The organism is Microbacterium gilvum (assembly GCF_039543865.1).
In the GTDB taxonomy this organism is placed as follows: Bacteria; Actinomycetota; Actinomycetes; order Actinomycetales; family Microbacteriaceae; genus Microbacterium; species Microbacterium gilvum.
This window is the reverse complement of record NZ_BAABKO010000005.1, coordinates 62,333-88,460: the sequence shown is the minus strand read 5'-3', so window position 1 is coordinate 88,460 and position 26,128 is coordinate 62,333. Positions and strand designations below refer to the sequence as shown.

Annotated in this window: 20 protein-coding genes; 5 read left to right on the top strand and 15 right to left on the bottom strand. The window is 73.5% G+C overall.

From position 1 onward, the window contains the following. Positions 1-14 precede the first annotated feature (14 nt). From ABD998_RS13530 to ABD998_RS13520, 3 genes are all read right to left on the bottom strand, one after another. Entirely contained in the window at positions 15-1,133 is a 1,119-nt protein-coding gene (locus tag ABD998_RS13530) for an AMP-binding protein (RefSeq protein ID WP_345440035.1), read from the bottom strand. Positions 1,134-1,137: 4 nt separating this feature from the next. Then, on the bottom strand, positions 1,138-2,049 hold the full coding sequence (locus tag ABD998_RS13525; protein WP_345440033.1) for a 1,4-dihydroxy-2-naphthoyl-CoA synthase: 912 nt from the start codon (positions 2,047-2,049) through the stop codon (positions 1,138-1,140). A gap of 343 nt (positions 2,050-2,392) precedes the next feature. Continuing rightward, positions 2,393-3,190: an LLM class F420-dependent oxidoreductase gene (locus tag ABD998_RS13520; RefSeq protein ID WP_345440031.1), complete on the bottom strand. Its 798-nt coding sequence runs from the start codon at positions 3,188-3,190 to the stop codon at positions 2,393-2,395. Positions 3,191-3,250: 60 nt separating this feature from the next. Between ABD998_RS13520 and ABD998_RS13515 the strand changes: the two genes are divergently transcribed. Beyond that, entirely contained in the window at positions 3,251-4,237 is a 987-nt protein-coding gene (locus ABD998_RS13515) for an o-succinylbenzoate synthase (protein WP_345440029.1), read from the top strand. Between the two features lie 15 nt (positions 4,238-4,252). Here ABD998_RS13515 and ABD998_RS13510 read toward each other — a convergent pair whose 3' ends face one another. The 4 genes from ABD998_RS13510 to ABD998_RS13495 are packed head-to-tail and all read right to left on the bottom strand — an operon-like array spanning position 4,253 to position 9,415. Beyond that, positions 4,253-5,308, bottom strand: a complete 1,056-nt coding sequence (locus ABD998_RS13510; RefSeq protein WP_345440027.1) for a hypothetical protein — start codon at positions 5,306-5,308, stop codon at positions 4,253-4,255. Then, the gene (locus ABD998_RS13505) at positions 5,305-7,149 is read right to left on the bottom strand and encodes a GNAT family N-acetyltransferase (protein ID WP_345440025.1); all 1,845 of its coding nucleotides are present in this window, start codon (positions 7,147-7,149) and stop codon (positions 5,305-5,307) included. Before ABD998_RS13505 ends, ABD998_RS13510 begins: the two co-directional genes overlap by 4 nt. Position 7,150: 1 nt before the next feature. Then, complete coding sequence (locus ABD998_RS13500) at positions 7,151-8,734, bottom strand: phenylacetate--CoA ligase family protein (RefSeq protein WP_345440023.1); 1,584 nt, start codon at positions 8,732-8,734, stop codon at positions 7,151-7,153. A 54-nt stretch (positions 8,735-8,788) separates the two neighbouring features. Next, positions 8,789-9,415, bottom strand: a complete 627-nt coding sequence (locus ABD998_RS13495; protein WP_345440021.1) for a TetR/AcrR family transcriptional regulator — start codon at positions 9,413-9,415, stop codon at positions 8,789-8,791. Between the two features lie 137 nt (positions 9,416-9,552). Between ABD998_RS13495 and ABD998_RS13490 the strand changes: the two genes are divergently transcribed. The 3 genes from ABD998_RS13490 to ABD998_RS13480 are packed head-to-tail and all read left to right on the top strand — an operon-like array spanning position 9,553 to position 15,279. Next, positions 9,553-12,324: an MMPL family transporter gene (locus ABD998_RS13490; RefSeq protein WP_345440019.1), complete on the top strand. Its 2,772-nt coding sequence runs from the start codon at positions 9,553-9,555 to the stop codon at positions 12,322-12,324. Beyond that, positions 12,321-14,777, top strand: coding sequence for a YhgE/Pip domain-containing protein (locus ABD998_RS13485; protein WP_345440017.1), 2,457 nt, complete (start codon positions 12,321-12,323; stop codon positions 14,775-14,777). Before ABD998_RS13490 ends, ABD998_RS13485 begins: the two co-directional genes overlap by 4 nt. A gap of 58 nt (positions 14,778-14,835) precedes the next feature. After that, complete coding sequence (locus ABD998_RS13480) at positions 14,836-15,279, top strand: YdeI/OmpD-associated family protein (protein ID WP_345440015.1); 444 nt, start codon at positions 14,836-14,838, stop codon at positions 15,277-15,279. A 135-nt stretch (positions 15,280-15,414) separates the two neighbouring features. Here the strand turns inward: ABD998_RS13480 and ABD998_RS13475 are convergent, their stop codons facing one another. Genes ABD998_RS13475 through ABD998_RS13465 form a run of 3 tightly spaced genes read right to left on the bottom strand, consistent with a single transcriptional unit; the run spans position 15,415 to position 19,240 of the window. Further along, entirely contained in the window at positions 15,415-17,439 is a 2,025-nt protein-coding gene (locus tag ABD998_RS13475; protein WP_345440013.1) for a PTS fructose transporter subunit IIABC, read from the bottom strand. 41 nt (positions 17,440-17,480) lie between these two features. Continuing rightward, positions 17,481-18,467, bottom strand: a complete 987-nt coding sequence (locus tag ABD998_RS13470) for a 1-phosphofructokinase family hexose kinase (protein ID WP_345440011.1) — start codon at positions 18,465-18,467, stop codon at positions 17,481-17,483. Next, positions 18,464-19,240: a DeoR/GlpR family DNA-binding transcription regulator gene (locus tag ABD998_RS13465; protein WP_345440009.1), complete on the bottom strand. Its 777-nt coding sequence runs from the start codon at positions 19,238-19,240 to the stop codon at positions 18,464-18,466. Before ABD998_RS13465 ends, ABD998_RS13470 begins: the two co-directional genes overlap by 4 nt. Before the next feature lie 102 nt (positions 19,241-19,342). Here ABD998_RS13465 and ABD998_RS13460 point away from each other — a divergent pair, with 102 nt between their 5' ends. Beyond that, positions 19,343-20,773, top strand: coding sequence for a glycosyltransferase (locus ABD998_RS13460; protein WP_345440007.1), 1,431 nt, complete (start codon positions 19,343-19,345; stop codon positions 20,771-20,773). Here the strand turns inward: ABD998_RS13460 and ABD998_RS13455 are convergent. From ABD998_RS13455 to ABD998_RS13435, 5 genes are read right to left on the bottom strand one after another with little or no spacing between them, the layout of a single operon-like run. After that, entirely contained in the window at positions 20,718-21,890 is a 1,173-nt protein-coding gene (locus tag ABD998_RS13455) for an acyltransferase family protein (RefSeq protein ID WP_345440005.1), read from the bottom strand. The genes ABD998_RS13460 and ABD998_RS13455 overlap by 56 nt on opposite strands. 54 nt (positions 21,891-21,944) lie before the next feature. Beyond that, a complete protein-coding gene (gene ccsB / locus ABD998_RS13450; protein ID WP_345440003.1) occupies positions 21,945-22,934 on the bottom strand; it encodes a c-type cytochrome biogenesis protein CcsB in 990 nt (329 codons plus the stop codon). Positions 22,935-22,971: 37 nt separating this feature from the next. Continuing rightward, the gene (gene resB, locus ABD998_RS13445) at positions 22,972-24,660 is read right to left on the bottom strand and encodes a cytochrome c biogenesis protein ResB (RefSeq protein ID WP_345440001.1); all 1,689 of its coding nucleotides are present in this window, start codon (positions 24,658-24,660) and stop codon (positions 22,972-22,974) included. Next, the gene (locus tag ABD998_RS13440) at positions 24,657-25,427 is read right to left on the bottom strand and encodes a cytochrome c biogenesis CcdA family protein (RefSeq protein WP_345439999.1); all 771 of its coding nucleotides are present in this window, start codon (positions 25,425-25,427) and stop codon (positions 24,657-24,659) included. Before ABD998_RS13440 ends, resB begins: the two co-directional genes overlap by 4 nt. A 19-nt stretch (positions 25,428-25,446) precedes the next feature. Beyond that, positions 25,447-26,088 (bottom strand): TlpA family protein disulfide reductase, encoded by a 642-nt coding sequence (locus ABD998_RS13435; protein WP_425562988.1) that lies wholly within the window; start codon positions 26,086-26,088, stop codon positions 25,447-25,449. Positions 26,089-26,128: the final 40 nt, after the last annotated feature.

Genomic DNA, 26,128 nt, shown 5'->3' with positions numbered 1-26,128 from the left:
GGCTATGGATCGGCTCAGCGGACGAGCGCGCGGATGGCCCGGCGGTCGGGCTTGCCCGATGCGAGGCGCGGCAGCGTGCCCACGACGACGACGCGGGACGGCCGCGCCGGCTTGCCGAGGGCGGCCTCGACGGCCGCCCGCACGGCCGCCAGCGACCGCTCGTCTCCGTTCTCGCAGACGACGACGGGGGTCTCACCCCAGCGCTCGTGCGGAGCGGCGACCACGACGGCCCCCTCGAGGCCGGGCAGCTCCCGGACGACCCGCTCCACCCGGTCGAGCGAGACGTTGACGCCACCCGAGACGAGGACGTTGTCGATGCGCCCCGTGACGGAGACCGAACCGTCCTCGACCCCGCCGGCGTCGCCCGTTCGGTACCAGCGCACGCCGTCGCCATCCGTCGGGAACACGCGCGCCGTGAGGTCCTCGTCCAGGTACCCGTCCGCGAGCGTCGGACCCGCGATGCGCAGCTCGCCGTCGACGGCCTCGACGCGCACGCCGTCGAGCGGCACCCCGTCGTAGACGCATCCCCCGCTCGTCTCGGTGGAGCCGTAGGTGCGCACGATGCGCGCTCCCCGGGCGGCGGCGCGCTCGCTCATCGCGGCGGGGAGGGCCTGCCCGCCGACGAGGATCGCCTCGAACCCGGCGAGGGCGCGGTGCACGGCACGGTCGTGCTCAGCCGCGTCGAGGAGCGTCTGCAGCTGGGCCGGGACGAGCGACGTGAACCGCGGCACGGCGATGCCGCCGCGCGTCGAGTGCATTCCGTTCGCGGCATGCGCGAAGGCGGCGGCGGAGAAGCGGCCGGAGAGGACGGCGGGCTCCTCGCCCTGCACGAGCCCGCGCACGAGCACCTGGACGCCCGCGATGTACGAGCCGGAGAGCGGCAGCAGCCAGCGGCCGGCGCCGATCCGGGCGGTTGTCGCGAGGGCGCTCGACGTGAGGGCGTGCCGCGACAGCACGACGCTCTTCGGGACGCCCGTGGATCCCGAGGTGGTGAGCACGACGGCGGTTCCGGCGGGCACCTCGTCCGGCACCTCCGCCCCGCCGAGCGCCACAGCGGGGCCCGCGCCGAGCGCCGCCCGCAGCGCCCGCAGGAGGTCGCGGGGGTCGTCCGCGTCGAGCCGCTCGAGCCTCATGCGCTCAGAAGTGCCAGGGGAACGACGACCAGTCGGGATCGCGCTTCTCGAGGAACGAGTCGCGCCCCTCGACGGCCTCATCCGTCCCGTAGGCGAGGCGCGTCGCCTCGCCCGCGAACACCTGCTGTCCGACCATCCCGTCGTCGACGGCGTTGAACGCGTACTTCAGCATGCGGATGGCCGTGGGCGACTTCCCGAGGATCGTGCGGGCCATCGCGATCGCCTCGCTCTCGAGCTCGGCATGCGGCACGACGCGGTTCACGGCGCCCATCTCGTACGCCCGCCGCGCCGTGTACGTCTCGGCGAGGAAGAAGACCTCCCGCGCGAACTTCTGGCCGATCTGGCGCGCGAAGTACGCCGACCCGTACCCCGCGTCGAACGACCCCACGTCGGCGTCGGTCTGCTTGAAGAGCGCGTGCTCCTCCGACGCGATCGACAGGTCGCACACGACGTTGAGCGAGTGCCCGCCGCCGGCCGCCCATCCCGGCACGACCGCGATGACGACCTTCGGCATGAAGCGGATGAGCCGCTGCACCTCGAGGATGTGCAGACGTCCGGCGCGTGCGGAGTCGGTCACCGACGTCTCGTCGTCGGAGTACTTGTAGCCGTCGCGTCCGCGGATGCGCTGGTCGCCGCCCGAGCAGAAGGCCCATCCGCCGTCCTTCGGGCTCGGGCCGTTGCCGGTGAGCAGCACGACGCCGATGCGCGGGTCGGTGCGGGCGATGTCGAGCGCCCGGTACAGCTCGTCGACCGTCCCGGGGCGGAAGGCGTTGCGCACCTCCGGCCGGTCGAACGCGATACGGGCGATGCGGCCGTCCGTCGAGACGTGCGCCGTGATGTCGCGGTAGCCATCCGACCCGGGAGCCGCCCGCCACTCGGAGGGATCGAACAGGTCGGATACGAAGGCGTCGCTCACATGCTCCAGCCTATTCCCGCGCTCGCGCAGACGGTTCGCGGCGAGGGCTCGGGGCGGGGCGCGGCGGCCCACGGTCGCCGCGTTTCGCGGCGACCGTGTCGGGTTTCGCCGCGATTCGCGGCGAAAGAACCCGGAAGCGGACCGACGGCGGCCCACGGTCGCCCCGATTCGCGGCGACCGTGTCGGGTTTCGCCGCGATTCGCGGCGAAGGAACCCGGAAGCGGGCCGACGGCGGCCCACGTTCGCCCCGTTTCGCGGCGAACGGGTCGTCCTTCGCCGCGATTCGCGGCGAAGGAACCCGGCGAACCGCCACCGGCGAACGCCGCGCGGCGAACGGCCCCGCTCAGTTCTGCGCGTCGCGCCAGTCGAGCCAGCGCTGCACCTCGGCGAAGTCGAGCTCGGGGCCCGTGATGCCGAGGGTGAAGAGGCGCACGCCGGCCGCGTGGAGCTCGTCGGCCTTCTGCTCGTCGCGGCCCTTCAGCTCGTTCGACACGACGAGCTGCGACAGGTCGCGTCCCTCCTTCTCGCCCCACTGCGCGAGGACGTCGAGCTTGCGGGCGAGCTCCTCGCCCTCCGTGAAGCTGTGCCAGATGTCGGCGTGGCGCGCGACGAGGCGCAGCGTCTTCTGCTCGCCCTTGCCGCCGATCATGACCGGGATGTCGCGCGTCGGCGCGGGGTTCAGGTTCTCCCAGCGCCGCTCGATGCGCTCGAGCCCGGCCGCGAGGTCGTTCAGGCGCGAGCCGGGCGTGCCGAACTCGTAGCCGTACTCGTCGTAGTCGCGCTCGAACCATCCGGCGCCCGTTCCGAAGATGAAGCGGCCCGCGTCGCCGCCCTTCGCGGAGATGTGGTCGACCGTGCGGGCCATGTCGGCCTGCAGATCGGCGTTGCGGTACGAGTTGCAGTTGACGAGGCAGCCGAACTCGACGCGCTCGGTCTGCTCGGCCCACGCAGCGAGCATCGTCCACGCCTCGAAGTGCGTGCCCTCAGGGTCGCCCGACAGCGGGTAGAAGTGGTCCCAGTTGAAGAGGATGTCGACGCCCATGTCCTCGAGCCGCGTGACGGCATCGCGGATGGTCGCGTAGGAGGAGTGCTGCGGCGCGATCTGCACGCCCAGCCGGACGGCGGTGTCGAGAAGAGGCATGGCGCCAGCCTAAGGGCGGCGCGGATGGCCGGCGCCGGCCGGGAGGGGCAGGATGGTCGCATGTCCGCTCCCGTTCCCGCCCTCGCCGAGGTCGTCGCGCAGATGCGCGTCGTCTCGCTCCCGCTCGCGACGCGCTTCCGCGGCGTCGACCATCGCGAGGCCGTGCTCGTCGAGGGTCCGGAGGGATGGGCGGAGTTCTCGCCGTTCCTCGAGTACGACGACGCCGAGTCCGCCACCTGGCTCGCCGCCGCGCTCGACTTCGCGTGGAACCCGCAGCCCGCGGGCCGCCGTGCGGCCATCCCCGTCAACGCCACCGTTCCGGCCGTCGCCGCGGCGGACGTGCCCGGCGTGCTCGCGCGGTTCGACGGCTGCCGCACGGCGAAGGTCAAGGTCGCCGAGCGCGGCCAGTCGCTCGACGACGACATCGCCCGCGTCGCGGCCGTCCGCGCCGAGATGGGCGCTGAGGCGCGCATCCGCATCGACGCGAACGGCGGCTGGAACGTCGACGAGGCGGAGCGCGCCGCGCACGCCTTGGCCGAGTTCGACCTGGAGTACGTCGAGCAGCCGTGCGCGTCTGTCGACGAGCTCGCCGAGATCCGCCGCCGGCTGCGGGACTGGGACATCCCGATCGCAGCGGACGAGAGCGTCCGGAAGGCCGCCGATCCGCTCAGGGTCGCGCGCGCCGGCGCTGCCGACATCCTCGTCGTCAAGGCGCAGCCCCTCGGCGGCGTGCGACGCGCGCTCGACATCGTGCAGGCCGCGGGGCTGCCGGCGGTGGTGTCGAGCGCCCTCGACACCTCGGTCGGCCTCGCGCAGGGCGCGGCGCTGGCGGCGGCGCTGCCCTCCCTCGAGTTCGACTGCGGGCTCGGGACGGCGGCGCTCCTCGCCGTCGACGTGGCAGAGCCCCGCCTCGCCGCGGCGGGCGGCGTCATCCTCGCGTCGCGTGTGGAGCCGGAGGCCGAGCTCCTCGACGCCCACACGGCGTGCTCCGACCGTGTCGCGTGGTGGCGCGAGCGCGTGGCGCGGTGCCACGCGCTGCTCTCCTAGCGGCGCGGCGAGCCCCTAGCGGCGGGGCGAGCGCGCAGGGTGCGGGTCCGCCGGCCGCCCCGCCGAGGCGACGAACACCGGCACGGTGCGCCGCGCGAGACCGAGACGGTACTGCAGCTCCCCCTGGGCGAGTGCGGAGTCGAGCACCTCTGAATGCGGCGCGAACGCGACCCCGCGCGCCGCCGCCTCCAGCCAGACCCGCTGCAGCGCCCTGCCGGCCTCGAACACCGTCTCCGCGGGCAGCCCCAGCGGCCCGTTCAGCACGCGGGTGAGCGCGGCCCCCGCGCCGAGGTCGAGCTCGTCCGACTCCACGGCGAGCACGAAGTGGTCGGCGTCCGCGGCGTCGCCCGCACGCTCGACGGGCAGCTCGAGCAGCGCGCGGCGCGCGATGTCGCCGCCGATGCGCGCGAGGCGCGCCGCGGTGTCCCGCAGCCGCCGACGCCGGGTGAACGGCGCGGCGATCGCGGCGAGCGGGCGCGGCAGCAGCAGCACGCGGTCGCTCAGGCCGTCGACGTCGTATCGCGGATGGTGCGACGACAGCCGCAGCCAGGCCGCCAGCTCTTCGGCGACGCCCGGCCGCGTGAGCGTGTCGGCCGTGCCGAGCGCGGACAGCCGGCGCAGGTCCTTCGCGGGCAGCGGCACGAGGCGCATCCAGCTCGGGAGGACGGCGGCGGCCGCCTCCGCGAAACCCGGCACGCCGCGCAGGTCGCCCCGGTACGTCAGACGCCGCCCGAGCGCCGACCCCTTCGGGTCGATCTCCCCGCCCAGCCGGATGCGCGCGACGGGTCCTCGTCGCACGGCGCGCACGACGACGTCGGGGGCCGACAGGTCCGGCAGCGTCTCGACCTCGATCGCACGGCCATCCGCCCGGGCAGCGGCGGCCGCCGTCTCGGTCCAGGCGCCGAGCGCGAGGAGCGTGTCGCGGCCCGTGGCGTCGCCGGCCGGCAGCGTGCGCCCCGCCGCGACGCCGAGCTCGACGACGTCGCCCACGACGCGGGCGTCCCAGGGCTGGGTGTTGTGCGCCGAGGGCGCGAGCGCCGCCGCTGCGACGAGGGCCTGCAGATCGGTCATGCGTCCTCCCGGGGTGCATCGGTCGTCCGGCGGTAGAAGACGGTCGCGTGCAGCGGGCGTCCGCCGAGGCGCTCGATCGGGCGTGCGGAGGCCCGGTTGCCGCGGCCGATGTACGTCGTCCGCAGCGTGCGGTACCCGCCGTCGCGCAGGCGCACGGCGAGCGCCCGCCAGAGCAGGCCGGCGACGCCCCTCCCCTGCCGCGCGGGGACGACGCCGTGGATGACGAGCACGGCGTCGCGTCCGCGGCCTCCCCGCAGGAGCCGGGCGATCTCGCGCAGGCCGACGCGGCCGCCGGATGCCCGCAGCACGTCGACGGGATCGGGCACGACGAGCGCGAACCCGACCGGCTCGCCCGAGCGCGCGTCCTCCGCGACGAGCCACAGCCCGGGGTCCATGAGGCCGACGAGGCCGCTCGTCGCATCGCGCATCTGCGCGGGCGAGATCTCCGTGTAGTAGGGCAGCTGCGCGAAGGCGGCGTTCACGAGCGTCCGCAGCCGGGCGACCTCCCGAGGGAAGCGCAGCCGCGACGCCCGGCGCAGCCGGACTCCTGCCGCGGCGAGCTCGTCGGCCGTCGGCGCGGCGGGCTCCGGGGCATCCGGCAGCTGCGCGATCCACGTGTCCGATTCGTTCCAGGTGCCGAACCCGGCGTCGGCATAGGCCTCCGGCACCCACGCCGGGTTCCACGCGCCGTCGAAGAACCCCGGCTCGGCGAAGCCGCTCGTGATCACCCCGCCCGTCTGGTTCGGCAGGAGCGAGACGGGTCCGAGCACCTCGGCGCTGCCATCCCGGCGTCCGCGCTCGACGACGAGCTCCAGCAGCTCCCGGAGGTCGTCGCGGGTCCGCGCCCACGTCGCGCCGAAGAGCGTCGCGCGCGTGCCGAGCTTCGCGTCGAGGGCGCCGTCGCGGTGGATGGTCGTGCGCCCCACGGTCTCGTCGCCGCGCCGCGCGAGGTGCAGCTCGACGGGACCGTCCGCCGCGGCCGAGCCGTCGGACCAGGCGCGCACGTCGGCGTCGAGGAGCGGAACGGCGAGGTGCGCGGGGTCGTCGCGGCGCGAGACGGCGAGGAACTCCTGCAGCTGCGCCTCGGTCTCCACGCGCTCGAGGCGGAGCCGCGCGGTCGCGAGCGCATGGCCGTCCCGGCGCGCGATCTCCTCGGGTGAGGAGAAGATCCGGATGAAGCCGCCCGTCGCGTTGACGGTGTCGCGCACGATCCACTGCATGAGGTGGCGGTGCTCGGGCATCCGCGCGAAGCGCATCATGTCGTCGCGGGTGCGGTAGGTGGCGAGCGTGCCGAGCGTGAACGGCCACTGCGCGTAGACCCCGTGCCACACGCTGCCGGGCATGCGGCGCATCTTGCGGACCATCTGCCACCAGTGCCGGTTCGTCGCGATCCACGCGATCGGATGGCGGTACCGCGTCGCGCCGAGGAACATCGACTCGCTGTCGAACAGCGTCCACCGCCGGGGCGGCAGGGGAGCCCTGTCGCGGCGCGGGCGCTTCACGGGACCGCCCACGGGCGGCGGCTCGCGATGCGCACGTTCCTCCGTGGAGGTGGGGTGGAACCGCTCGTTGTGCGCCATGGAGCGGTCCTCCGCGCGCCAGACGCCGTTCGTGTAGCCCCGCTCCTCCGCGACGAGCAGGCGCGAGCGGGCGGGATGGGCGGCCGCCGCCGTCCGGGCGGCCTCCACCGTGCCGAACAGGACGAGCTCGGCCCGGATCGAGCCGTCGCGCACGCGACGGCGCCACACCACGCCCTCGCGGGCCGCCGAGCGCCCCTCGACGAGGAGGAGCGCCGCGGCGCGGCCCTGCACGGGTGCACGGGTGAAGTCGGTCGTGAACACGTCAGTCCTCCACGAGGTAGACGTTCTTGATGCGCGCGCTCCCGCCGGCGAACGGGCCGTCGCCGTGGAGGTGCACCTCCACCCGGAGGTCGCCCGTCGTGGGGTCCTCCTCGAGCGACTGCTCGAAGTCGCGCGAGACGGCCGCGAGGTGCGCGACGATGCCCGCCCGCGCCGCCGCGGCGAGCGCGTCGCGGTCGGCTGACGACAGCGCGGCGTCCTCGCGCAGCTCGACGTGGACGAGCGGGCGCTGCTCGTGGCCGTCGAGCTCGAGGAGCGCGAGCTTGAAGGAGGCGATGTCCGCCGCGAACGGGTTGTCGCGGTAGAGGCCGTTCTCGATGTCGACGGGATAGAGGTTCGCGCCCATGTACGAGATGGTCGAGTCCTTCCGGCCGAACAGGAGCAGGAAGGGCAGGCGCATGCGCTGCACGGCGAAGGCGCGATGGAAGGCCCGCTGCAGCTGGGGGTCGAACGAGAGCTTCTCGACCACCTCGGGGAGCGGGACGATGCGCGCCTCGTCGCCGATGTTGTACCGCAGCTTGGGGCTCATGATCGAGGTCGAGGTGAGCGTCGCGACGAGCTCGCCGCGCGGGTTGACCTCGAGGTACGTCTCGAGCGGGTTGTACTGGAACACCATGGGGATCCGGGTCTCGTCGGGCCCGAGCAGCGCCCGCCGCACGCGCTCGTCGGCGTACATCGAGCGCCGCAGCCACACCGCGGCGTCCGACTCGCCCCCCATGCCGATCGTGAGGTCGCTCGCGCCGTACCCCGAGTACACGCGGCCGAACCGCACCTCGAGGTAGTCGCGCAGCCCCTCGGTCATCGCCTCGCCGCCGACGAAGCCGTTCAGCCGGTAGTCGCGCCATGAGAACCACTCCTCGCGGTCGAGGCGGTCGCGCAGGTGCTTGAGGAACGGCGGGTACGCGCTCACGAGGTACACGAAGCGGGGCCCGAAGTGGCGGATGGTGTCGACGATCTTGTCGAGGTCGGGCCCGGTGTTCTTCACCATCGCGATCTTCGACATGGCGTGCCCCGTGTTCGTGCCCGTCGCCCACGCGCCCATCGAGAACGCGTTGATGCAGAACAGGCGCTTCGAGCCGAACAGGAGGGTGACGTAGCCCGCGACGTTGCTGTGGATGGTCTTCAGCTCGTCGCGCCCGCGCATCCAGTTGAACGGCGCGCCCGACGAGCCGGACGATTCGTCGACGACGGTGCCGACCGTCACGATCTCGCCGCGCCAGCATCTCTCGTCCTCGGGGTGGGCCGCCACGTAGCCGTGCTTGTCGGTCTCGGGGAAGGCGTCGAGGCGGAACCACCGGAACCGGAACCCGTGCGCCCGCAGATGCCGCTGGTACGCGGGCACGTCGAGGTTCGCGAGCTGGCAGATCATCCACGCCGTCGCGCGCGCGAACCTCTCCATGCCTGGCCGGTAGTGCCGTGCCGTCCATCGCCAGACGACGGGATGGACGCGGTACAGCTCGTAGGCGTTCGTGATCGCCTTAGCGCCGAGGCGCAGCAGCCCCTGTCGCAGGGCCGATCCCGGTCCGTCGAGCCCCGCGGGCCCTGGCCCCGTGTGCCTGCGCGCCATCGGCGTCCCCCTCCCGTCCGCGCCGGCGCGGACCCCTGGGAGAAACCTAGCGCGTCAGCACTTCTCGATGATGAGGTGCACGACGCGGCCGACCTCGATGCTGCGCAGCTCGCTCGTCGCGGCGGCGTCGAGCCCGGCGATGGCCGCGCGCCCGGAGACGTCGCCCCAGACCGCGAGGATGATGCGCGCGGCCTCGTGGGCGGGCAGCCGGAGCACGAGCCCCCCGTCGTCGACGATCTCCTGGATGAGCTGCACGACCTCGTCGAGCATGTCGGCGTCCTGCGCGCGATAGGCGGCGGCGAACTCGGCGTCGCGCATGGCGTGGATGTTGATCTCGTGCATGAGGAGCGTGCTCACGCGGTCGTCGCCGATGACGTCGAGCACGCGGATGATCGACGCCGCATCGTCGGCCTCCACGCCGAGCTCCTCCGCCACGTCGATCTCGGCGACGCGGACGCGGACGGCCGCGACGCGGTCGCGCGCGACGGCCTTCGCGAGCTCGAGGAACATCTCGTCCTTGGACGCGAAGTTCGAGTAGAAGGCGCCGCGGGTGAACCCCGCCCGCTCGCAGATGCGCTCGACGGAGGCCTCTCCGAGCCCCACCTCCGCGAACACCTCGGCGGCGGCGTCGAGCAGCCGCGCTCGCGTGTTCTCCCTGCTGCGGGTCGCACCCTCCGCCATCCCGGTCCTCCCGTCATCGACATCCCACCGTCTCACACCGCGGACTCAGCCACGCGGCGCGCGAACTCGATTACGATACACACTTGTATCGGATACAGCGCTGTATCGAAACCCCCCTCACTCCCGGAGGCGCATCCGTGTCCACCCTGCTGTCATCGCTCGGCCGATGGTCGTTCCGGCACCCCTGGCGCGTGCTCGGCTCGTGGCTCCTCATCCTCCTCGTCGTGGGCGGCGGCGCGCTCGGCCTCAACAAGGGCTTCGAGAACAGCTTCTCCATCCCCGGCACGGAGGCGCAGGAAGGGCTCGAGCAGCTCAGCCGCACGTTCCCGCAGGTGTCGGGCACGGCGGCGCAGTTCATCGTCGTCGCGGCCGACGGCGACGACATCGAGGACGCCGCGTACCGCGAGCCCATCGAGGAGAAGGTCGACGAGCTCGCCGACTTCCCCGGCATCGAGGGGACGACGTCGCCCTACAGCGAGCTCGTCGACGGCCTCGTCTCCGCCGACGGCACGGCCGCCATCGTGCAGGTGCAGTTCTCCGGGCAGAGCACGTCGATCGCGGACGAGACGAAGGACGACTTCGCCGACGCCGTGCACGAGCTCGCCGGCGCCCTCCCCGACGGTGCGACGCTCGAGCTCGGCGGCGACCTCTACGCGACCGAGCTCCCCGCGCTCTCCATCGTCGAGGCCGTCGGCGTCGTCATCGCGCTGCTCGTGCTCATCGTGACGTTCCGCTCGTTCGTGCTGGCGGGCCTGCCGCTCGGCGTCGCGCTCCTCGGCGTGGGCGTCTCGATGCTCGGCATCCTCGCGGCGACCCAGTTCGCCACGGTCTCGTCGACGACGCCCATGCTCGCGCTCATGCTGGGCCTCGCGGTGGGGATCGACTACGCGCTCTTCATCGCAGCGCGGCATCAGGACCAGGTGCGCGAGGGCGTCGACCCGGAGGAGTCGGCCGCCCGCGCGACCGGGACGGCGGGCTCCGCCGTCGTGTTCGCGGGCGTCACGGTGCTCATCGCCCTCATCGGCCTCGGGTTCGCGAACATCCCGTTCCTCACGACGATGGGCATCGCCGCGGCCGTCGCCGTCGCGATCGCCGTGCTCATCGCCGTCACCCTCACGCCCGCCTTCCTCGGGTTCGTCGGCGCGCGGGCGCTCGGCCGGCCGCGGCGCGCTCGTCGGCAGGCTCCGGCCGACGAGGAGACGGCGACCGGCGACGCCCGCCCCGGGTTCGCGACCCGGTGGGTCAGGGGCGTGACGCGCCATCCGCTCGTCACGACGATCGCCGTCGCCGTCGGGCTCGGCATCGTGGCCATCCCGTCGGCGCAGCTGGGTCTCGCCCTGCCGAACGCCGGCGTGCTGCCGGAGGACAACGAGGCACGGCAGACCTACGACCTCGTCGGCGAGCACTTCGGCGAGGGCTTCAACGGCCCGCTCATCCTCACGGGGACGATCGTCACCTCGGACGACCCGCTCGGGCTCATGGAGGACCTGGGCGACGCCGTCGCCGGGATCGACGGCGTCGCCGAGGTCGCCCTCGCGACGCCCAACGAGACCGCCGACACCGGCATCGTGCAGATCATCCCGGAGACGGGGCCGTCCGACCCCGCGACGAGCGAGCTCGTCCGCGAGCTGCGCGCGCACCACGACGAGTGGCTCGACGAGTTCGGCATCGACCTCAGCGTGACGGGCTTCACGGCCGTGTCGATCGACATCTCCGACCGGCTCGGCGAGGCGCTGCTTCCCTTCGGCGTCTTCGTCGTCGGCCTGTCGTTCATCCTGCTGATGATCGTGTTCCGGTCGATCTGGGTTCCGCTCAAGGCGGCGCTCGGCTACCTGCTCTCGATCGTCGCCGCGTTCGGCGTCGTCGCCGCCGTCTTCGAATGGGGATGGGGTGCCGACCTGCTGCACGTCTCGCGCACGGGGCCCGTCATCGCGTTCATGCCCATCATCGTCATGGGCGTGCTGTTCGGGCTCGCGATGGACTACGAGGTCTTCCTCGTCTCGCGCATGCGCGAGGACTTCGTGCACGCCGCCCGCCGGCTCGGACGGACGAACCAGGTCGCGGTCGACGCCGTGCACAGCGGCTTCGCGGCCTCCGCCCGCGTCGTCACGGCGGCCGCCGTCATCATGTTCGCCGTGTTCGCGGCCTTCGTGCCAGAGGGCGACAGCAGCATCAAGCCCATCGCGCTCGCGCTCGCCGTCGGCATCGCTGTCGACGCCTTCCTCATCCGGATGACGCTCGTGCCGGCCGTCATGACGCTGCTGGGGCGCCACGCCTGGTGGATGCCCGCATGGCTCGAGCGGATCCTGCCGCACTTCGACATCGAGGGGGAGGCGGTCGAGCGCGAGCGCTCGCTCGCCGACTGGCCGGAGCCCGGGTCGACGGCCGTCGTCGCGGCCGACGGCCTCGTCATCGCGGATGGCGACCGCCGGGTCGTCGAGGACGTCTCGCTGCGCGTCGCCCCCGGCGGGGCGCTCGTCGTCGCGCACCGCGACCCGCGGGCCTCCCGAGCCCTCCTGCTCGCCGTCGGCGGGCGGCTGACCCCTGCCGACGGCCGCCTGCGCGTGGCAGGGCATCTGCTCCCCGGTCGCGCGGCCTGGGTGCGCCGGCACGTCGGCGTCGCCCTGCTCGACGGCGCGGACGACCCGCTGGCCGTCGTGCGCTCCGCGCTCGCCGGCGGCACGCAGCTCGTCGTCGTCGACGGCGTCGACACGCTCACGGCCGCCCAGGCCGACCAGGTCGCCGCCGCGCTCCGCGACGCCGCTCATGCCCAGGACCCGACGACGCCCCTCACGGTCGTCGCCTCCGCGCGGGAGGTCGCCGCCGCGACCGTCCTGCTGCGCTCGGCGGGCTTCGACGCCCCCGCCGTCTCCGACATCGACACGCTTCCCGAGAAGGTGACCGCATGACCCGCTCCCGGCTCCCCATCGAGCGCGCGAACGCCCGAAAGCCCGTCACCTGGCTCACGGTGCTCGGCGTGCTCGCCCTGCCCGCGCTCCTCGGGGGCGTGCTCGTCGGCTCGCTCAACGACCCCGTCGCGCAGCTCGACAACATGACGGCCGCCATCGTGAACGTCGACGACGGCACCGAGATCGACGGCCAGACGGTGCCGCTCGGGCGCCAGCTCGCGGCCGGCCTCGTCGAGGGCTCCGACGACCTCGACAGCAACCTCGACTGGGTGCTGTCGAACGAGGAGGACGCCGCCGACGGCATCGCCGACGGCACCTACCAGGCGGTCATCACCATCCCGGAGGACTTCTCGGCGGCGGCGATGTCGTCGGCGCAGTCGCTCTCCGGCGAGGATGCCGAGCCCGCGCAGGCGACGATCGAGGTCGAGACGGCGCCCGACGCGCGCATCGTCGACGGCGCCATCGCGAACCAGATCGCGGCCGTCGCGGCCTCGACCCTCAGCTCGACCCTGTCGGAGTCGACGCTCGAGAACGTCTTCATCGGCTACACGACGCTCGGCGACCAGCTGGGCGACGCCGCCGACGGCGCGAGCCAGCTCGCCGACGGAGCCGGCGAGGCGCAGGATGGCGCGCTCCAGCTCGCCGACGGCGCGGGATCGGCGCAGGAGGGCGCCGTGCAGCTCGCCGACGGCGCGGGCGAGGCGCAGGACGGGGCGCTCCAGCTCGCCGAGGGCGCGGCGCAGGCGCAGGACGGCGCGCTCCAGCTCGCCGACGGCGCGGGCTCCGCGCAGGACGGCGCCACGCAGCTGTCGGACGGCGCCGGTCAGGTCGCCGACGGCATCGGACAGCTCGGAACCGGGGCGGGCGCGCTCGCGACGGGCGCCGACGAGCTCGCGACGGGCGCGACGGAGGCCGCGACCGGTGCGACCCAGCTCTCGGACGGCGCGGGTGAGCTCGCGACGGGCGCCGCGCAGCTCGCCGACGGCATCCGGCAGGCGGCCTCGGGAGCGGCCGAGATGCAGACCGAGCTCGATGGAGGCGCCGCGGCGCTCACGGCGAGCGGGCTCGTGCCCAACGAGCTCTTCACGGCGGCCGACGGCGCAGCGCAGGCGACGACGGGCGTGTCCGACGGGCTCGACGGGCTCGTCGCGGGCTGCGCCGCCTCAGGGGCCGCGGCCGAGTACTGCGCGCAGCTCTCCGCCCTGGCCGGTGCCGCCGACCAGGCGGAGCAGGCGGCGGGCGGCACCGCGACGGGTCTGTCGACCTTCGATGCCGAGGCGACCGCGACGCTCGCTGGCCAGCTCCAGCAGGCGGCGGCGGGCGCCGGCTCCCTCGCCGGAGACGAGGGACTCGGCGCGCTCGCGACGGGAGCCGACGAGATCGCGACCGGCGCGACCGGGCTGCAGACGGGGGCATCCGACCTGGGCACAGGCATCGGGCAGCTGGCCGGGGGCGCGACGCAGCTCGGCGACGGCGCGCGCGAGCTGCAGGGCGGCACGACGCCGCTCGCCGCCGGCGCGACCGAGCTCGCCACAGGCGCGACGGAGCTCGGCACCGGCATCGGACAGCTCGGCGACGGCGCGACCGAGCTCGGCGACGGCATCGGACAGCTCGCCACGGGCGCAACGGAGCTCGGCACCGGCATCGGACAGCTCGGCGACGGCGCGACCGAGCTCGGCGACGGCATCGGACAGCTCGCCACGGGCGCAGCCGACCTGGGCACCGGCATCGGACAGCTCGGCGACGGCGCCACGGAGCTCGGCGACGGGCTCGGCCAGGCCGTCGACGCGCTGCCGTCGTACACCGACGACGAGGCCGCCTCGCTCGCGAGCGCCGTCTCCTCCCCCGTCACCTCGAGCGCGGGCGACCTGGAGCTCTTCGGCGCATCGGCCATCCCCCTGCTCGTCGCCGTCGTGCTGTGGTTCGGCAGCCTCGCGACGTTCATCGCGCTGCGCCCCGTCACCGCGAGCGCGCTGACGTCGCGGCGCTCGTCGGGGGCGCTCGCGGGGCGCGCGCTGCTGCCGGGCGCGCTCATCGGCCTCGCGCAGGGCGCCCTCGTTGCGGGCGTCGTTCAGATCGCCGCCGGCTACGAGGCGGCCGAGTTCTGGGCGCTGCTCGGCGTCAGCGCGCTCGCCGGCGTCGCGTTCGCGGCGATCAACCAGGCGCTCGTCGCCGTGCTCGGCGGCGCGGGTCGCTGGGTCTCGGCGATCGCCGGAACCCTCGCGGTCGCCACGGGCATCGTCTCGACGACGCCCGGGCTGCTGGGGGATCTCGCCTCCGCGCTCCCGACGGCTCCCGCGTACGATGCGCTGCTCGCCGTCATCGCCGATGCGGGCGGCGCGGGCACCGCGATCACGGGGCTCGTGGTGTGGGCCGTGCTGGCGTTCGTCGCGACGATCCTCGCCGTGACGGCACGGCGGACGGTGTCGGCGAAGGCCGTGCTCGCGGGCTGACCGCCCGCGCTGCGGCGGAGGCCCTCCCGGGCCTCCGCCGCAGCGCTACCCTGAGCGCATGACCGCGCTGACGCTGCACACGACGATCCACGCCCGCGGGCCCGCCGCGGCCATCCTGCTGGACGACGCGCAGGTCGCGGCACTCGGATCCGCGAAGAACCCGCCCGTCGTCGTCACGATCGGCGGTGCCACGGCACGGCTGCGCATCGCGCGGATGGGCGGCGAGAACATGCTCGGGCTCAGCAAGGCGGCCCGCGCGCAGCTCGGCGTCGAGATCGGCGACGAGGTCGAGGTCGAGATCGCGCTCGATGACGCAGAGCGGACCGTGGAGGTGCCGCCCGAGCTCGTCGCGGCGCTCGCGGCCGACGGGGTCGCGCGCACGGCGTTCGAGGCGCTGTCGTTCACACGCCGCAAGGAGATCGCCCGCTCGATCGCCGAGGCGAAGCAGGAGGCGACGCGCACCCGCCGCCTCGAGAAGGCCCTCGCCGACCTGAGGACCTGACGCCCTCGCCCCGGTTCCGGCGCCCTCTCCCCCTCGCCGAGGTCGCAGATCCGGTCCCGAAACCGCCCCAGACGGCCGCGAACTGCAACCCGGGCGAGACATCACCTCGCCCAGGTCGCAGTTCGCGGCGGCGGATCAGGCGGCGGCGAGCACGGGCTCCGCGACGGCGTCGACGCGACGACGGGCGAAGGTCTTCAGGACGACGACCGCGAGCGCCGTGACGATCGTGCCCGCGACGACCGAGAGCGCGAAGCCCCAGATGGGGTCGATCGCGAACGCGACGAAGACGCCGCCGTGCGGGGCGCGCGAGCCGACGCCGAACACCATCGACAGCGCACCCGTGACGGCGCCGCCGAGCATCGAGGCGGGGATGACGCGCAGCGGGTCAGCTGCGGCGAACGGGATCGCGCCCTCCGAGATGAACGACGCTCCGAGAAGCCATGCCGCCTTGCCGTTCTCGCGCTCGGGGGCGGTGAACGCCTTCGGCGCGAGGATGGTCGAGGCGAGCGCCATGCCGAGCGGCGGCACCATGCCCGCCGACATGACGGCGGCCATGATGAGATACGGCACGGTGTTCGTCTCGGACGCGGCACCGAGGCTCGCGACGGCGAACGCGTACGCGACCTTGTTGACGGGTCCGCCGAGGTCGAAGCACATCATGAGCCCGAGCACGAGGCCCACGACGACGATGAGGCCGGAGGCGGCGAGGCCGTTGAGGCCGTCCGTCATGGCCGACATGAGGGCCGCGATGGGCCATCCGAGGAACAGGATGAGCAGACCGGACGCGAAGATCGACCCGAGCAGCGGGATGATCACGACGGGCATGAGCCCGCGCAGCCACCGCGGGACGCTCAGCGATCCGAGCCACCACGCCGCGAGTCCCGCGAGCACGCCGCCCACGATGCCGCCGATGAAGCCGGCGCTCATGAGCACGGCCACGGACCCCGCGACGAATCCCGGCGCGATGCCGGGCCGGTCGGCGATCGCGAAGGCGATGTACCCCGCGAGCGCCGCGATGAGGAAGCCCATCGAGATGCTGCCGATCTGGAAGAACACGGCGCCGAGGTACTCGAGGAGCCCTCCCGCCGGCAGATTCCACAGGGCGTTGCCCACGACGATCTCGCCCGCGTTGTCGGTGATGTCGAACCCTCCGAAGAGGAAGCCGAGCGCGATGAGGAGACCGCCGCCCGCGACGAACGGGATCATGTACGACACGCCCGTGAGGAGCACGCGCTTCACGCGCGCCCCGATCGACTCGCGCTGCTCGGGCCCCGATGCGGCATCGGCCGATCCGCTCACGCGCTCGGCCGCCGGATCCTGCGCAGCGGAGACGGCCGCCTCGATGAGCTCGCCCGCGTGCTCGATGCCGGCCTTCACCGAGCGGCGCACGACGGGTTTGCCGGCGAAGCGCTGCGGCTCGCGCACGTCGACGTCGACCGCGAAGATGACCGCGTCGGCGTCGCGGATGGTCTGCGACGCGAACGGGTCGAACCCGCTCGAGCCCTGCGGCTCGACGGCGAACTCGACGCCGGCCTTCGTCGCGGCCGCTGTGAGCGCATCGGCCGCCATGTAGGTGTGCGCGATACCCGTCGCGCAGGCCGTGACGGCGACGATGCGCGCGGGGCGTCCGTCGATCCGCAGGCCGTCGGCGGCGACGGGAGCGGGAGCGGGCGTCGCGACGGGAGCGGGCGCGGCCTCTTCCTCTCCGATGGCGCGGCGCACGATGCCCACGGCCTCCTCGGCCGTCGACGCGGCGCGCAGGGCGGAGAGGAAGTCCTCGTCCATGAGGTGCCGCGCGAGCGACGACAGCACGGCGAGGTGCTCCTCCGCCGCCGTGTCGGGCGCGGCGATCATGAAGACGATGTCGGCGGGGCCGTCGTCGGCGCCGAAGTCGACGCCGGGGCGCAGCCGGGCGAACGCGAGCGACGCGGCCGTCACCGTCGCGCTCTTCGCGTGCGGGATGGCGATGCCGCCCGGCAGGCCCGTCGCGTCGGTCTCCTCGCGTGCCCACGCGGCGGCGAAGAGCGCGTCGGCGTCGACGGCCCTGCCCTCTGCGACGAAGCGCGCCGAGAGGGCGCGGAGCACGGCTTCCTTGTCGTCTCCGAGCGGCGCATCGAGGCTGACGAGCCGCGGGGTGATGGTGGACGGTGTGGTGGACACGGGGCCCTCCTGGGGGTGTCGGGTGGGGGATGGCCGCCGGCTCAGACGAGCGGGCGGACGGGGATGTCGCCGGACGGGAGGTCGGCGGGGGTCGCGAGCCGCGTGCCGGGGAGCGACGCGGTCGCGGAGCCGCAGCGCACGGCGGAGCGCAGCCGCTCCGCTGCGTCGGCGCCGCGCAGCTCGGCGAGCAGATAGCCGGCGAGCGAGCTGTCGCCCGCCCCCACGGTGCTGCGCACCTCGACGCCGGCGGGGATGCCGGCGTGCCATATGCCGTCGGCGTCGACCAGCAGGGCACCGTCGCCGCCGAGCGTGACGAGGGCGGTGCGCGCCGCGATCGGCACGATTCGGCGCGCCAGCCGTGCGGATGCGCCCACGGCGTCGCCGCGCACCTCGGCGAGCAGCGCGCCGCGATCGGAGCCGGGGACGATGTCGGCCACGAGCTGCGCGAGCTCGTGCTCGTTGGGCTTCACGAGGTCGACGGGTCCGATCTCGTCGGCGGCGGAGACCACAGCGGCGAGCGCCGCGCCTGTCGCGTCCACGGCGATGCGCGGCGGAGCCGCCGCACGGCGGCGCACCTCGGCGATGATGCGCGCGTACAGGTCGTCGGGGGCGTCGGCGGGGAGCGATCCGCAGAGGGCGAGCCAGTCGGCGCCGTCCGCGGCGTGCACGACCGCGTCGACGAGCGCGTCGACGACGGCGGCTCCGAGCGGCGCGCCCGCGAGGTTGATCTTCGTCGTCTCGCCGGCGGCGTCGGTGAGCGCGAGGTTGACGCGCGCAGCCGCGGGAGCGGCGATCGTGCGCACGGGGAGCTCGGGCGGCAGGAGACGCCGGTACGGGTCGTCGTCGGCGACCGGCAGCACGGCGAGCGCCTCGGCGCCGAAGGCGCCGAGCACGCGTGCCACGTTGACGCCCTTGCCCGCCGCGTCCTCCTGCACGGAGGACGCCGACTGCACCTCGCCGGGTGCGAGGGGCGCGTCCAGCGCGATGGTCCTGTCGAGGGCCGGGTTGGCCGTGAGCGTGACGATCATGCGACCCGCACCTCCACACCGGCGTCGCGGAGGGCGGCGGCCAGGTCCCCCTCCGGCGCGGCGTCGGTCACGAGCACGTCGATCTCGTCGAGGCGCGCGAAGCGCTGCAGCGACTCCTCGCCGAACTTCGTCGCGTCGGCGAGCAGGACGACGCGACGTGCGGAGCGCACGATCGCCCCCTTCACGTCTGCCTCGTCGGGGTCGGGCGTGCTGAGGCCGAACTCGGCGGAGAGGCCGTTGGTCCCGATGAACGCGATCTCGGGTCGGAGCGCCTCGATGGCGTCGACCGTGCGCGCGCCGACCGCCGCACCCGTGATGCCGCGGACGCGCCCGCCGATGACCGAGAGCGCGACATCGGCGGTGCTGAGGCCTGCGGCGAGCGCGATCGCGTGCGTCACGACCTCCGCCCTCGCTCCCGCCAGCCGGGCGGGGAGCAGGTCGGCGAGCGCACCCGTGGTCGTCCCGGCGTCGAGCAGGAGCGAGCCGGCGAAGCCGTCCCCGATCTCGGCAGCCGCGCGCTCCGCGATGGCGCGCTTGGCGGCTCCGCTGCGCCCTGCCCGCTCGCGCAGGTCCGCCTCGGCGAGGCTGCCGCGGCCCGCGGGCACGGCGCCGCCGTACACGCGGCGCAGGACGCCCGCCCGCTCGAGGACGGCGAGGTCGCGCCGGACGGTCTCGGTCGTGACGGCCAGCCGCTCGGCCAGTTCGGCGACGGCGACTCGCGCGTCGTCGGCGAGTGCCTGCTCGATGAGCTCCCTGCGCTCCGTCGCGTACATGCGTCCTCCTTCGGATTCCCACAGAGTACAACTCAAAACAACACAAAGCAACAGGTTGTCAAGCTCGTGCATCCCTCAGATGCCGCAGCTACCCTCGTCCGCATGCTCTCGCGCGGTGTCCGACTCCCGCCCGGCGCGCAGTACGCGCTCACCTGGGCGGTGGCCGACGAGGCGGGAGGGATGACGTCGGCGCTGCTGCATCGGAGCGCGGCCTTCTCGCGCCTCGGCGGCGAGCCGGTCTCGGTCCTCACGCTCGACCCCGACCCCGACTACCCGGCGCGCGCCGAGCGGCTCCGAGCAGCGGGGCGCCTCGCCGAGGGCGTCGAGCTCGTCAACCTGTGGGACTGGCTGCGCGGCCATCCCCTGCCCGGCGGCTCGCTGGCGCTCGACCGCCACCCGTTCACGCCGATCTCCGCGCTGCCGCCCGCACCCGGTGAGCGCATCGACGAGCGGACGCGGGATGGCCGGGTCCTGAGCCGCGTGCGCCGTGCGCCGGACGGCGCCATCCTGCAGACCGATCACTTCCGGCTCGACGGATCGCTCCTGCTGTCCGAGCGCCGCGACGTGGGCGTACGGGGCACGCCGGGCGGCAAGTCGGTCGTCCTGTGCGGTGTCGACGGCACCCCCGTGCGCTCGTGGGGGCGCATCGCGCATCTGTACCGCGCGTGGCTCGACGCCGTGACGAGCGGCGAGCCCTCGTTCGTCGTCGTCGACAGCAAGACCGTCGCGCAGTGGGCGATCGCGTATCGCCGCCCCCACGTCGTGACGATGCACGTCGTGCATGCCTCCCACCTCGTCGGCACCCGCCGACCGCACGGCCGCCTGCGCGAGTCGCGGCGCCGCGTGTTCGAGGACCTCGACGGCTTCGACGCCGTCGTGCTCCTCACCCCGCGCCAGCGCGACGACGTCGTCGCGCTGCTCGGTCCGCATGCGGGGCTCGAGGTGGTGCCGAACGGCCGCGACCTGCCGTCTGCCCCGGTGACCGCGGGGAGGGAGCCTGGTCGAGGCGTCATGCTCGCGAGCCTGACGCAGCGCAAGCGCGTCGGCCATGCGATGCGCGCCGTGCGGGCCGCCGCCGATGCGGGCGCCGACGTCTCGCTCGATGTCTGGGGCGAGGGCGAGGAGCACGGCGCGCTCTCGGCATCCGCCGACGAGCGCGTCCGGCTGCGCGGCTACTCCCCCGATGCCTCCGCCGAGCTCACGCGCGCCTCGTTCCTCCTCTCGACGTCGACGTCGGAGGGCTTCCCGCTCGTCCTCGTCGAGGCCATGGCGGCGGGATGCCTGCCGATCGCCTACGACGTGCCGTACGGGCCGGCCGACATCATCCGCGACGGCGAGAACGGCTTCCTCGTGCCTGCGGGCGACGAGGAAGCCCTCGCGAGCGCCATCGTGCGCCTGCGCGACCTGCCCGAGCGCGAGCGCGCGCGGATGCGGCGAGCGGCCGTGCGCACAGCGCGGGCCTACTCGGACGAGGCCGTCACGCGCGCGTGGGCGCGGGCGATGCGTCGCGCCCGTCGCCGGAAGACCGGCTGAACACGGCGGCCGCGCGCGATCCCGCCGCGCGCGCCGCCCGGTGCGCCGGCCGTTCGACGACCCGGAAGAACGCCCATGCGAGCGCGAGGCTCGCGGGAACGCCGACGGCGGCGACGGCCATCCAGTGCGCGTCGCCCCATGCGAACGCGAGGGTCGCGAGGAGCGGCGCGTGCACGAGGTAGAGGCTGAAGGAGATCTCGCCGAGCCACCGCAGCGGCGGCGAGGACAGCGCGCGCGAGGCGAGAGGAGAGCCGATCGCGACGAGGATGAGGCCCGCCGCCCCTGCGCCCGCGAGCCCCCACAGCGCGTCGCCGAGCGGCGTGGAGCGCGGGACGAAGGGCCGCGTCCACCACGCCGCGATGAGGACGAGCGCCGATGCGGCCGTGGCCGCCGCCCAGAACACCGGGCGTCGCCGCGCCCCCGCCCATTCCCGGATGTCATCGAGGCGCACGGCGATCAGGCAGCCGAGGAAGAACGTCGGCAGGTAGACGAGGGCGTCGAGATCGAAGGGCGCCTCGTCGAAGACGCGGCCGACGACCATCGCGAGCACGCACAGAGCCGCGGCGCTCCGGGCCCACCGCCGCACGAGCAGGGCGATCGCCACGTAAGCGGGCAGGAGGACGCTGAAGAGCAGCTCCCACCGCAGCGACCACAGCGTGTTGACGGTGTCGTACGACGCGGGTGTCAGCGTCGCCTCGCGCAGGGCGAGCTGCCAGTCGGGGAAGACGATGTTCGCGTTGACGATCCACGCGTCGGCCGTCACGGCGGCCTCGTCGCGAGGGAGCACGACGACGAGCAGGACGGCGAGGAGGATGGCCGCCCACACCGGCAGGTAGAGGCGGACGAGGCGCGAGACCGCGTAGCCCGGCCAGGAGAACCCGTCGCGGAGGGCGGGAAGCGTGATGACGAGACCCGACAGGACGAAGAACACCTGCACAGCCTCGGTGCCCGCGAATCCGAGCTTGAGGGGCGTCTCCGTCGCGGTCTCCCAGATCAGCCGGGCCGTGCCGTCGTCGGCGAAGGGCTGCGCGATGAGGCTCGCGTGGTAGAGCACGACGACGAGCGCCGCCGCTCCCCGCACGCCGTCGAGCGCGTGCAGTCTCCCCGTCCCGGCCATCCGACCAGCCTATGCAGACCGGGTCGGGCGGCGTCCAGGGGCTTCACACGTGCGTCAGCTCAGGCCGCTGTACGCGTGCAGCCCCTCGAAGAACATGTTGACGATCGTGAAGTTGAAGATGACCGCCACGAAGCCGACGATCGACAGCCACGCCGATCGCGTGCCGCGCCAGCCGCGCGTCGCGCGCGCGTGGATGTATCCCGCGTAGAGGACCCAGATGATGAACGTCCAGACCTCCTTGGTGTCGAAGCCCCAGTAGCGTCCCCACGCGTCGTTGGCCCACACGGCGCCAGCGATGAGCGTGAAGGTCCAGAAGATGAAGCCGATGATGGCGAACCGGTACGCGAGGCCCTCGAGCGCCTCGGCGCTCGGGATGGTCCGGAGCATGCTGCGCCGCGGAGCCGCTCCCTCCGCCGCCACGGCCAGGCGCTCTCGCCGCGCCTGCAGCAGCTGCAGCACGGAGAGGCCGAAGGCGAGCGCGAGGAACGCCGTCGCGAGCGAGGCGACGAACACGTGGATGACGAGCCAGATCGACTTGAGCGGGTCCATGAGCGGCACGATCTCGACGTAGAACATCGACGACGCGCCGAGCAGCACGGTGACGAGACCCGTCATGAAGGCGCCGAGGAAGCGCAGGTCCTTCCAGAACAGCACGCCGAGGTAGACGGCCGTGATGAGGAGCGTCCCCGTCATGGCGAACTCGTACATGTTCGACCACGGCACGCGCCCCGAAGCGACGCCGCGCAGCACCGTCGCCCCGAGGTGGAAGACGAACCCGAGCCACGCCATCGACGTGCCGATCCGACCCCACACGTAGCGCGGGGGCGTCGTCTGGGCGGGCGCCTCGGGCCCCGTGGCCGTCGCGGCGCGCGCGCCGACGCCCGCGAGCTGCCTCGCCTGCGCCGCGTCCTTCGCGACGAGCGACGACTGCGAGCGGTTCGCGAGGTCGACGGCGTACGCGATGAACGCGATCACGTAGAGGGAGACCGCCGTCCACACGAGGACGACGGAGAAGGTGTCCAGCGTCACGGCATCGAGCTGCATGGGTCCATCCTAGGTTTCGGGTTCGGTCGGGAGGCCGTCAGGAGTCCATCGCCGCGCGGTGCCGATCGCGCAGCTGGTCGACGGCGGCGGCGAGGGCGGGATCCTCGCCGCGGGCGAGCGCGGCGTACTCGAGGCGCACGCCGTCGCCGTCCGGCGTCGCCTTCACCCACATGCGGCGGCGCGGCACGAACAGCGCGACGAGGAGGCCGAGCGTCGCGAGCACGGCGAAGACCAGCACGCCGACGGCCGAGGCGTCGTGATGGATCTGGAGCGACGCGAACCGCTTGACCGACTCGGTGTAGCCGACGTCGGACGGGGCGTCCTCCGGTGTCTCGTCCTCGAACGTGATGGTTCCCATGCCGTCGGGCAGATCCGCTGTCTCGCCGGGGGCGAGCTCGATCGAGTCGACGCCGGTGTCGCCGCCCGTGAGCTGCTCGAGCCCCGTGACGTCGAGCGCGTAGACCGATCGGGGCGTGCCGTCGTCGATGCCGAGGTCGCCCGCGTAGATGTTGAGCGTGAGGGCGGGGTTCAGCAGGTCGCCGTAGGCGGAGGCGAACGCCCCCGTGTCGAGCGCGACCTGCGTGGGATAGAAGAATCCGACCATCCCGAGCTGCTCCGGAAGGCCGTCGGTCACCTTCACGACGCCCGTCGACGTCATGGCGGCGTCCTGCGGCAGGAACGGCACCGAGTCGCGGAAGACGATGTCGCCGTTGGCGTCGCGCACCGTGATGGTGGGCGCGTAGCCGTTTCCGAGGAGGTAGATGGCGTCGCCGTCGAGCTGGAGCGGATGGTTGACGACCACGGCCTCCTCGCTCTGGGAGCCGTCGGTGTGCGTCACCGTGACATTGGCCGAGAAGTCGCCCGCCTGGCCGGAGCCCGCCGCGCCGTACTCGACGTAGCTGACGTCGAACGAGTCGAGCTTCATGGCGTAGGGCGACAGCGCCGTCTCGGAGACGAAGCGGCCCCTGTTCATGGAGGAGTAGTCGAGGAGGGTGTTGACGAAGGTCGTGCCCTCCACGACGACGCGCTGGCCCGTGTACGCGAAGCCGCCGCCGATGCCGACCGTGAGCAGAACGCCGACGAGCGCGGCGTGGAAGACGAGGTTGCCGGTCTCGCGGAGGTAGCCGCGCTCGGCGGAGACGGAGTACGACCCCCGGCCGTCGTAGCGCTCGATGCGGTACCCCTGGGATCTCAGCTGCGCTGCGGCGAGATCGATCGCGTGCGCGGCCTCGGCGTCGGTGTCCTCCGCGTCGACGCGCTCTTCGCGGAAGTCGTCGAGGCGCTTCAGCCGGGCGGGCGTCCGCGGCGGTCGCGTGCGGAGCGCCTTCCAGTGGTGCTTCGTGCGCGGCAGGATGCACCCGATGAGCGAGACGAACAGCAGGATGTAGACGGCCGAGAACCATGCCGACTGGTACACGTCGAACAGCTGCAGCGCATCGAGCACGGGGAAGAGGTCGGGGTTCTCGCTCTCCCATTGCGTGACGCCGTTGGGGTTCGCCATCCGCTGCGGGAAGATCGATCCTGGCACGGCGGCGATCGCGAGGAGGAGCAGGAGCACGAGCGCCGTGCGCATGCTCGTCAGCTGACGCCATCCCCATCGCAGCCACCCGGTGAAGCCCAGCGTCGGCTGCGTGATCTGCTCGTCGCCGTCGACGTGGTCGGATGGCCGCAGCGGCTCGCTGCCGTCGCGCGTGTCGGTCACGGTGCCCTTCCGGTCGGCGGTCACAGCGGCGCCTCGATCGTGCCGAAGAGCGCACCGAGGCGCGACATGATGTCGGTCCACACGCCCGTGACCATGAGGAGGCCGAGGACGATGAGGAGCGCGCCGCCGACGATGTTGACGGCGCGGATGTGCCGGCGCAGGAACGCCGTGGAGCGCGTGGCCCAGCCGAAGCCGAGCGCCACGAGGAGGAACGGGATGCCGAGCCCGAGGGAGTAGGCGAGCCCCAGCACGCCGGCGCGCCATCCGTCGCCCTGCAGGAACGCGATCGACATGATGGCGGTGAGCGTGGGGCCGATGCACGGCGCCCAGCCGAGGCCCAGCGCGATGCCGAGCAGCGGCGCGCCGACGAGGCCGAGGCCGCTCTTGACCTGGGGGCGCGCGATCCGCTGCGCGAAGCCGAGGAACCCGAGGAACACCACGCCCATCACGACGACGACGACGCCGAGGATGCGCGTGACGAGGTCGCCGTAGAGCACGCTGAAGCGCGCCATGGCGCCTCCCGCGAGGCCGCCGAGCACGATGATCGAGACGAAGACGAGCGTGAACCCGGCGATGAAGAGGAGCGTGCCGCCCACGAGCCGGCCGCGAGAGCCCCCCGGCACCGCGCCATCCGCCCCTCCGCGTGGCGCGACGGCGCCGCCGATGAAGCCGAGGTAGCCCGGGATGAGCGGCAGCACGCACGGCGAGACGAACGAGACGAGCCCCGCGAGCATCGCGATGGGGATCGCGAGCCACAGCGCCCCGCCGAAGACGACGGCGTCGAGGCTCACGACGCCGCGCCCGCGGGCGTCACGCCGACTCCGCGAGCGTGTCGGCCACGAGCGTGGAGAGGATCGACGCTCCCTCGAGCTGGCCGATGAGCACGGCGGCGATGCGCCCCTCCGTGTCGAGTACGAGGGTCGTCGGCGTCGCCGCGATCGATGTGGCCCCCGCGAAGGCGAGCTTGGCGCGCCCGTCGTCGATGTCGATGAGGCTGGGGTAGGTCACGCCCCACTGCTCGGCGAACGCCTTCGCGGTGTCGGCCTGGTCGTAGGTGTTGACGCCCACGAACGACACGCCATCGCCCTCGTACTCCTGCCAGACCGCTTCGAGGTCGGCCGCCTCGACGCGGCACGGGCCGCACGCGGCGTACCAGAAGTTCACGACCGTGACGTCGCCCGCGACGTCGTCGCTCGTGAGCTCGTCGCCGTCCTCCGTGACGCCCGCCCACTCGACGGGCTCGCCGCGCTCGCCCTCGGGGATCTCCTTCACGCGGAAGTCGCTCGGGATGTAGCCCTGGTTCGTGCCGTTCTGGTAGGCCTCGGCGACGGGATCCGCGGCGCACGCGGCGAGGCCGGCGCCCACTGCGACGACCGCTGCCGCCGCGAGCGCACGGCGCATCCGAGGGGCGCGGGAGACGGGGGCTGCGGTGGGCTTTCGCACAGCCCCCATCCTACGTTCGCGCCTTTGCGTCACCTGGGTCGATGCTGTA

Coding starts and splice junctions, on each gene's coding strand:
- ABD998_RS13500 (WP_345440023.1), bottom strand. CDS start 8,734: ATGGCGCGCAGGCACACGGGGCCAGGGCCCGCGGGGCTCGACGGACCG.
- ABD998_RS13515 (WP_345440029.1), top strand. CDS start 3,251: ATGTCCGCTCCCGTTCCCGCCCTCGCCGAGGTCGTCGCGCAGATGCGC.
- ABD998_RS13465 (WP_345440009.1), bottom strand. CDS start 19,240: ATGTACGCGACGGAGCGCAGGGAGCTCATCGAGCAGGCACTCGCCGAC.
- ABD998_RS13520 (WP_345440031.1), bottom strand. CDS start 3,190: ATGCCTCTTCTCGACACCGCCGTCCGGCTGGGCGTGCAGATCGCGCCG.
- ABD998_RS13435 (WP_425562988.1), bottom strand. CDS start 26,088: ATGGGGGCTGTGCGAAAGCCCACCGCAGCCCCCGTCTCCCGCGCCCCT.
- ccsB (WP_345440003.1), bottom strand. CDS start 22,934: ATGCAGCTCGATGCCGTGACGCTGGACACCTTCTCCGTCGTCCTCGTG.
- ABD998_RS13470 (WP_345440011.1), bottom strand. CDS start 18,467: ATGATCGTCACGCTCACGGCCAACCCGGCCCTCGACAGGACCATCGCG.
- ABD998_RS13480 (WP_345440015.1), top strand. CDS start 14,836: ATGACCGCGCTGACGCTGCACACGACGATCCACGCCCGCGGGCCCGCC.
- ABD998_RS13455 (WP_345440005.1), bottom strand. CDS start 21,890: ATGGCCGGGACGGGGAGACTGCACGCGCTCGACGGCGTGCGGGGAGCG.
- ABD998_RS13485 (WP_345440017.1), top strand. CDS start 12,321: ATGACCCGCTCCCGGCTCCCCATCGAGCGCGCGAACGCCCGAAAGCCC.
- ABD998_RS13460 (WP_345440007.1), top strand. CDS start 19,343: ATGCTCTCGCGCGGTGTCCGACTCCCGCCCGGCGCGCAGTACGCGCTC.
- ABD998_RS13495 (WP_345440021.1), bottom strand. CDS start 9,415: ATGGCGGAGGGTGCGACCCGCAGCAGGGAGAACACGCGAGCGCGGCTG.
- ABD998_RS13510 (WP_345440027.1), bottom strand. CDS start 5,308: ATGACCGATCTGCAGGCCCTCGTCGCAGCGGCGGCGCTCGCGCCCTCG.
- ABD998_RS13530 (WP_345440035.1), bottom strand. CDS start 1,133: ATGAGGCTCGAGCGGCTCGACGCGGACGACCCCCGCGACCTCCTGCGG.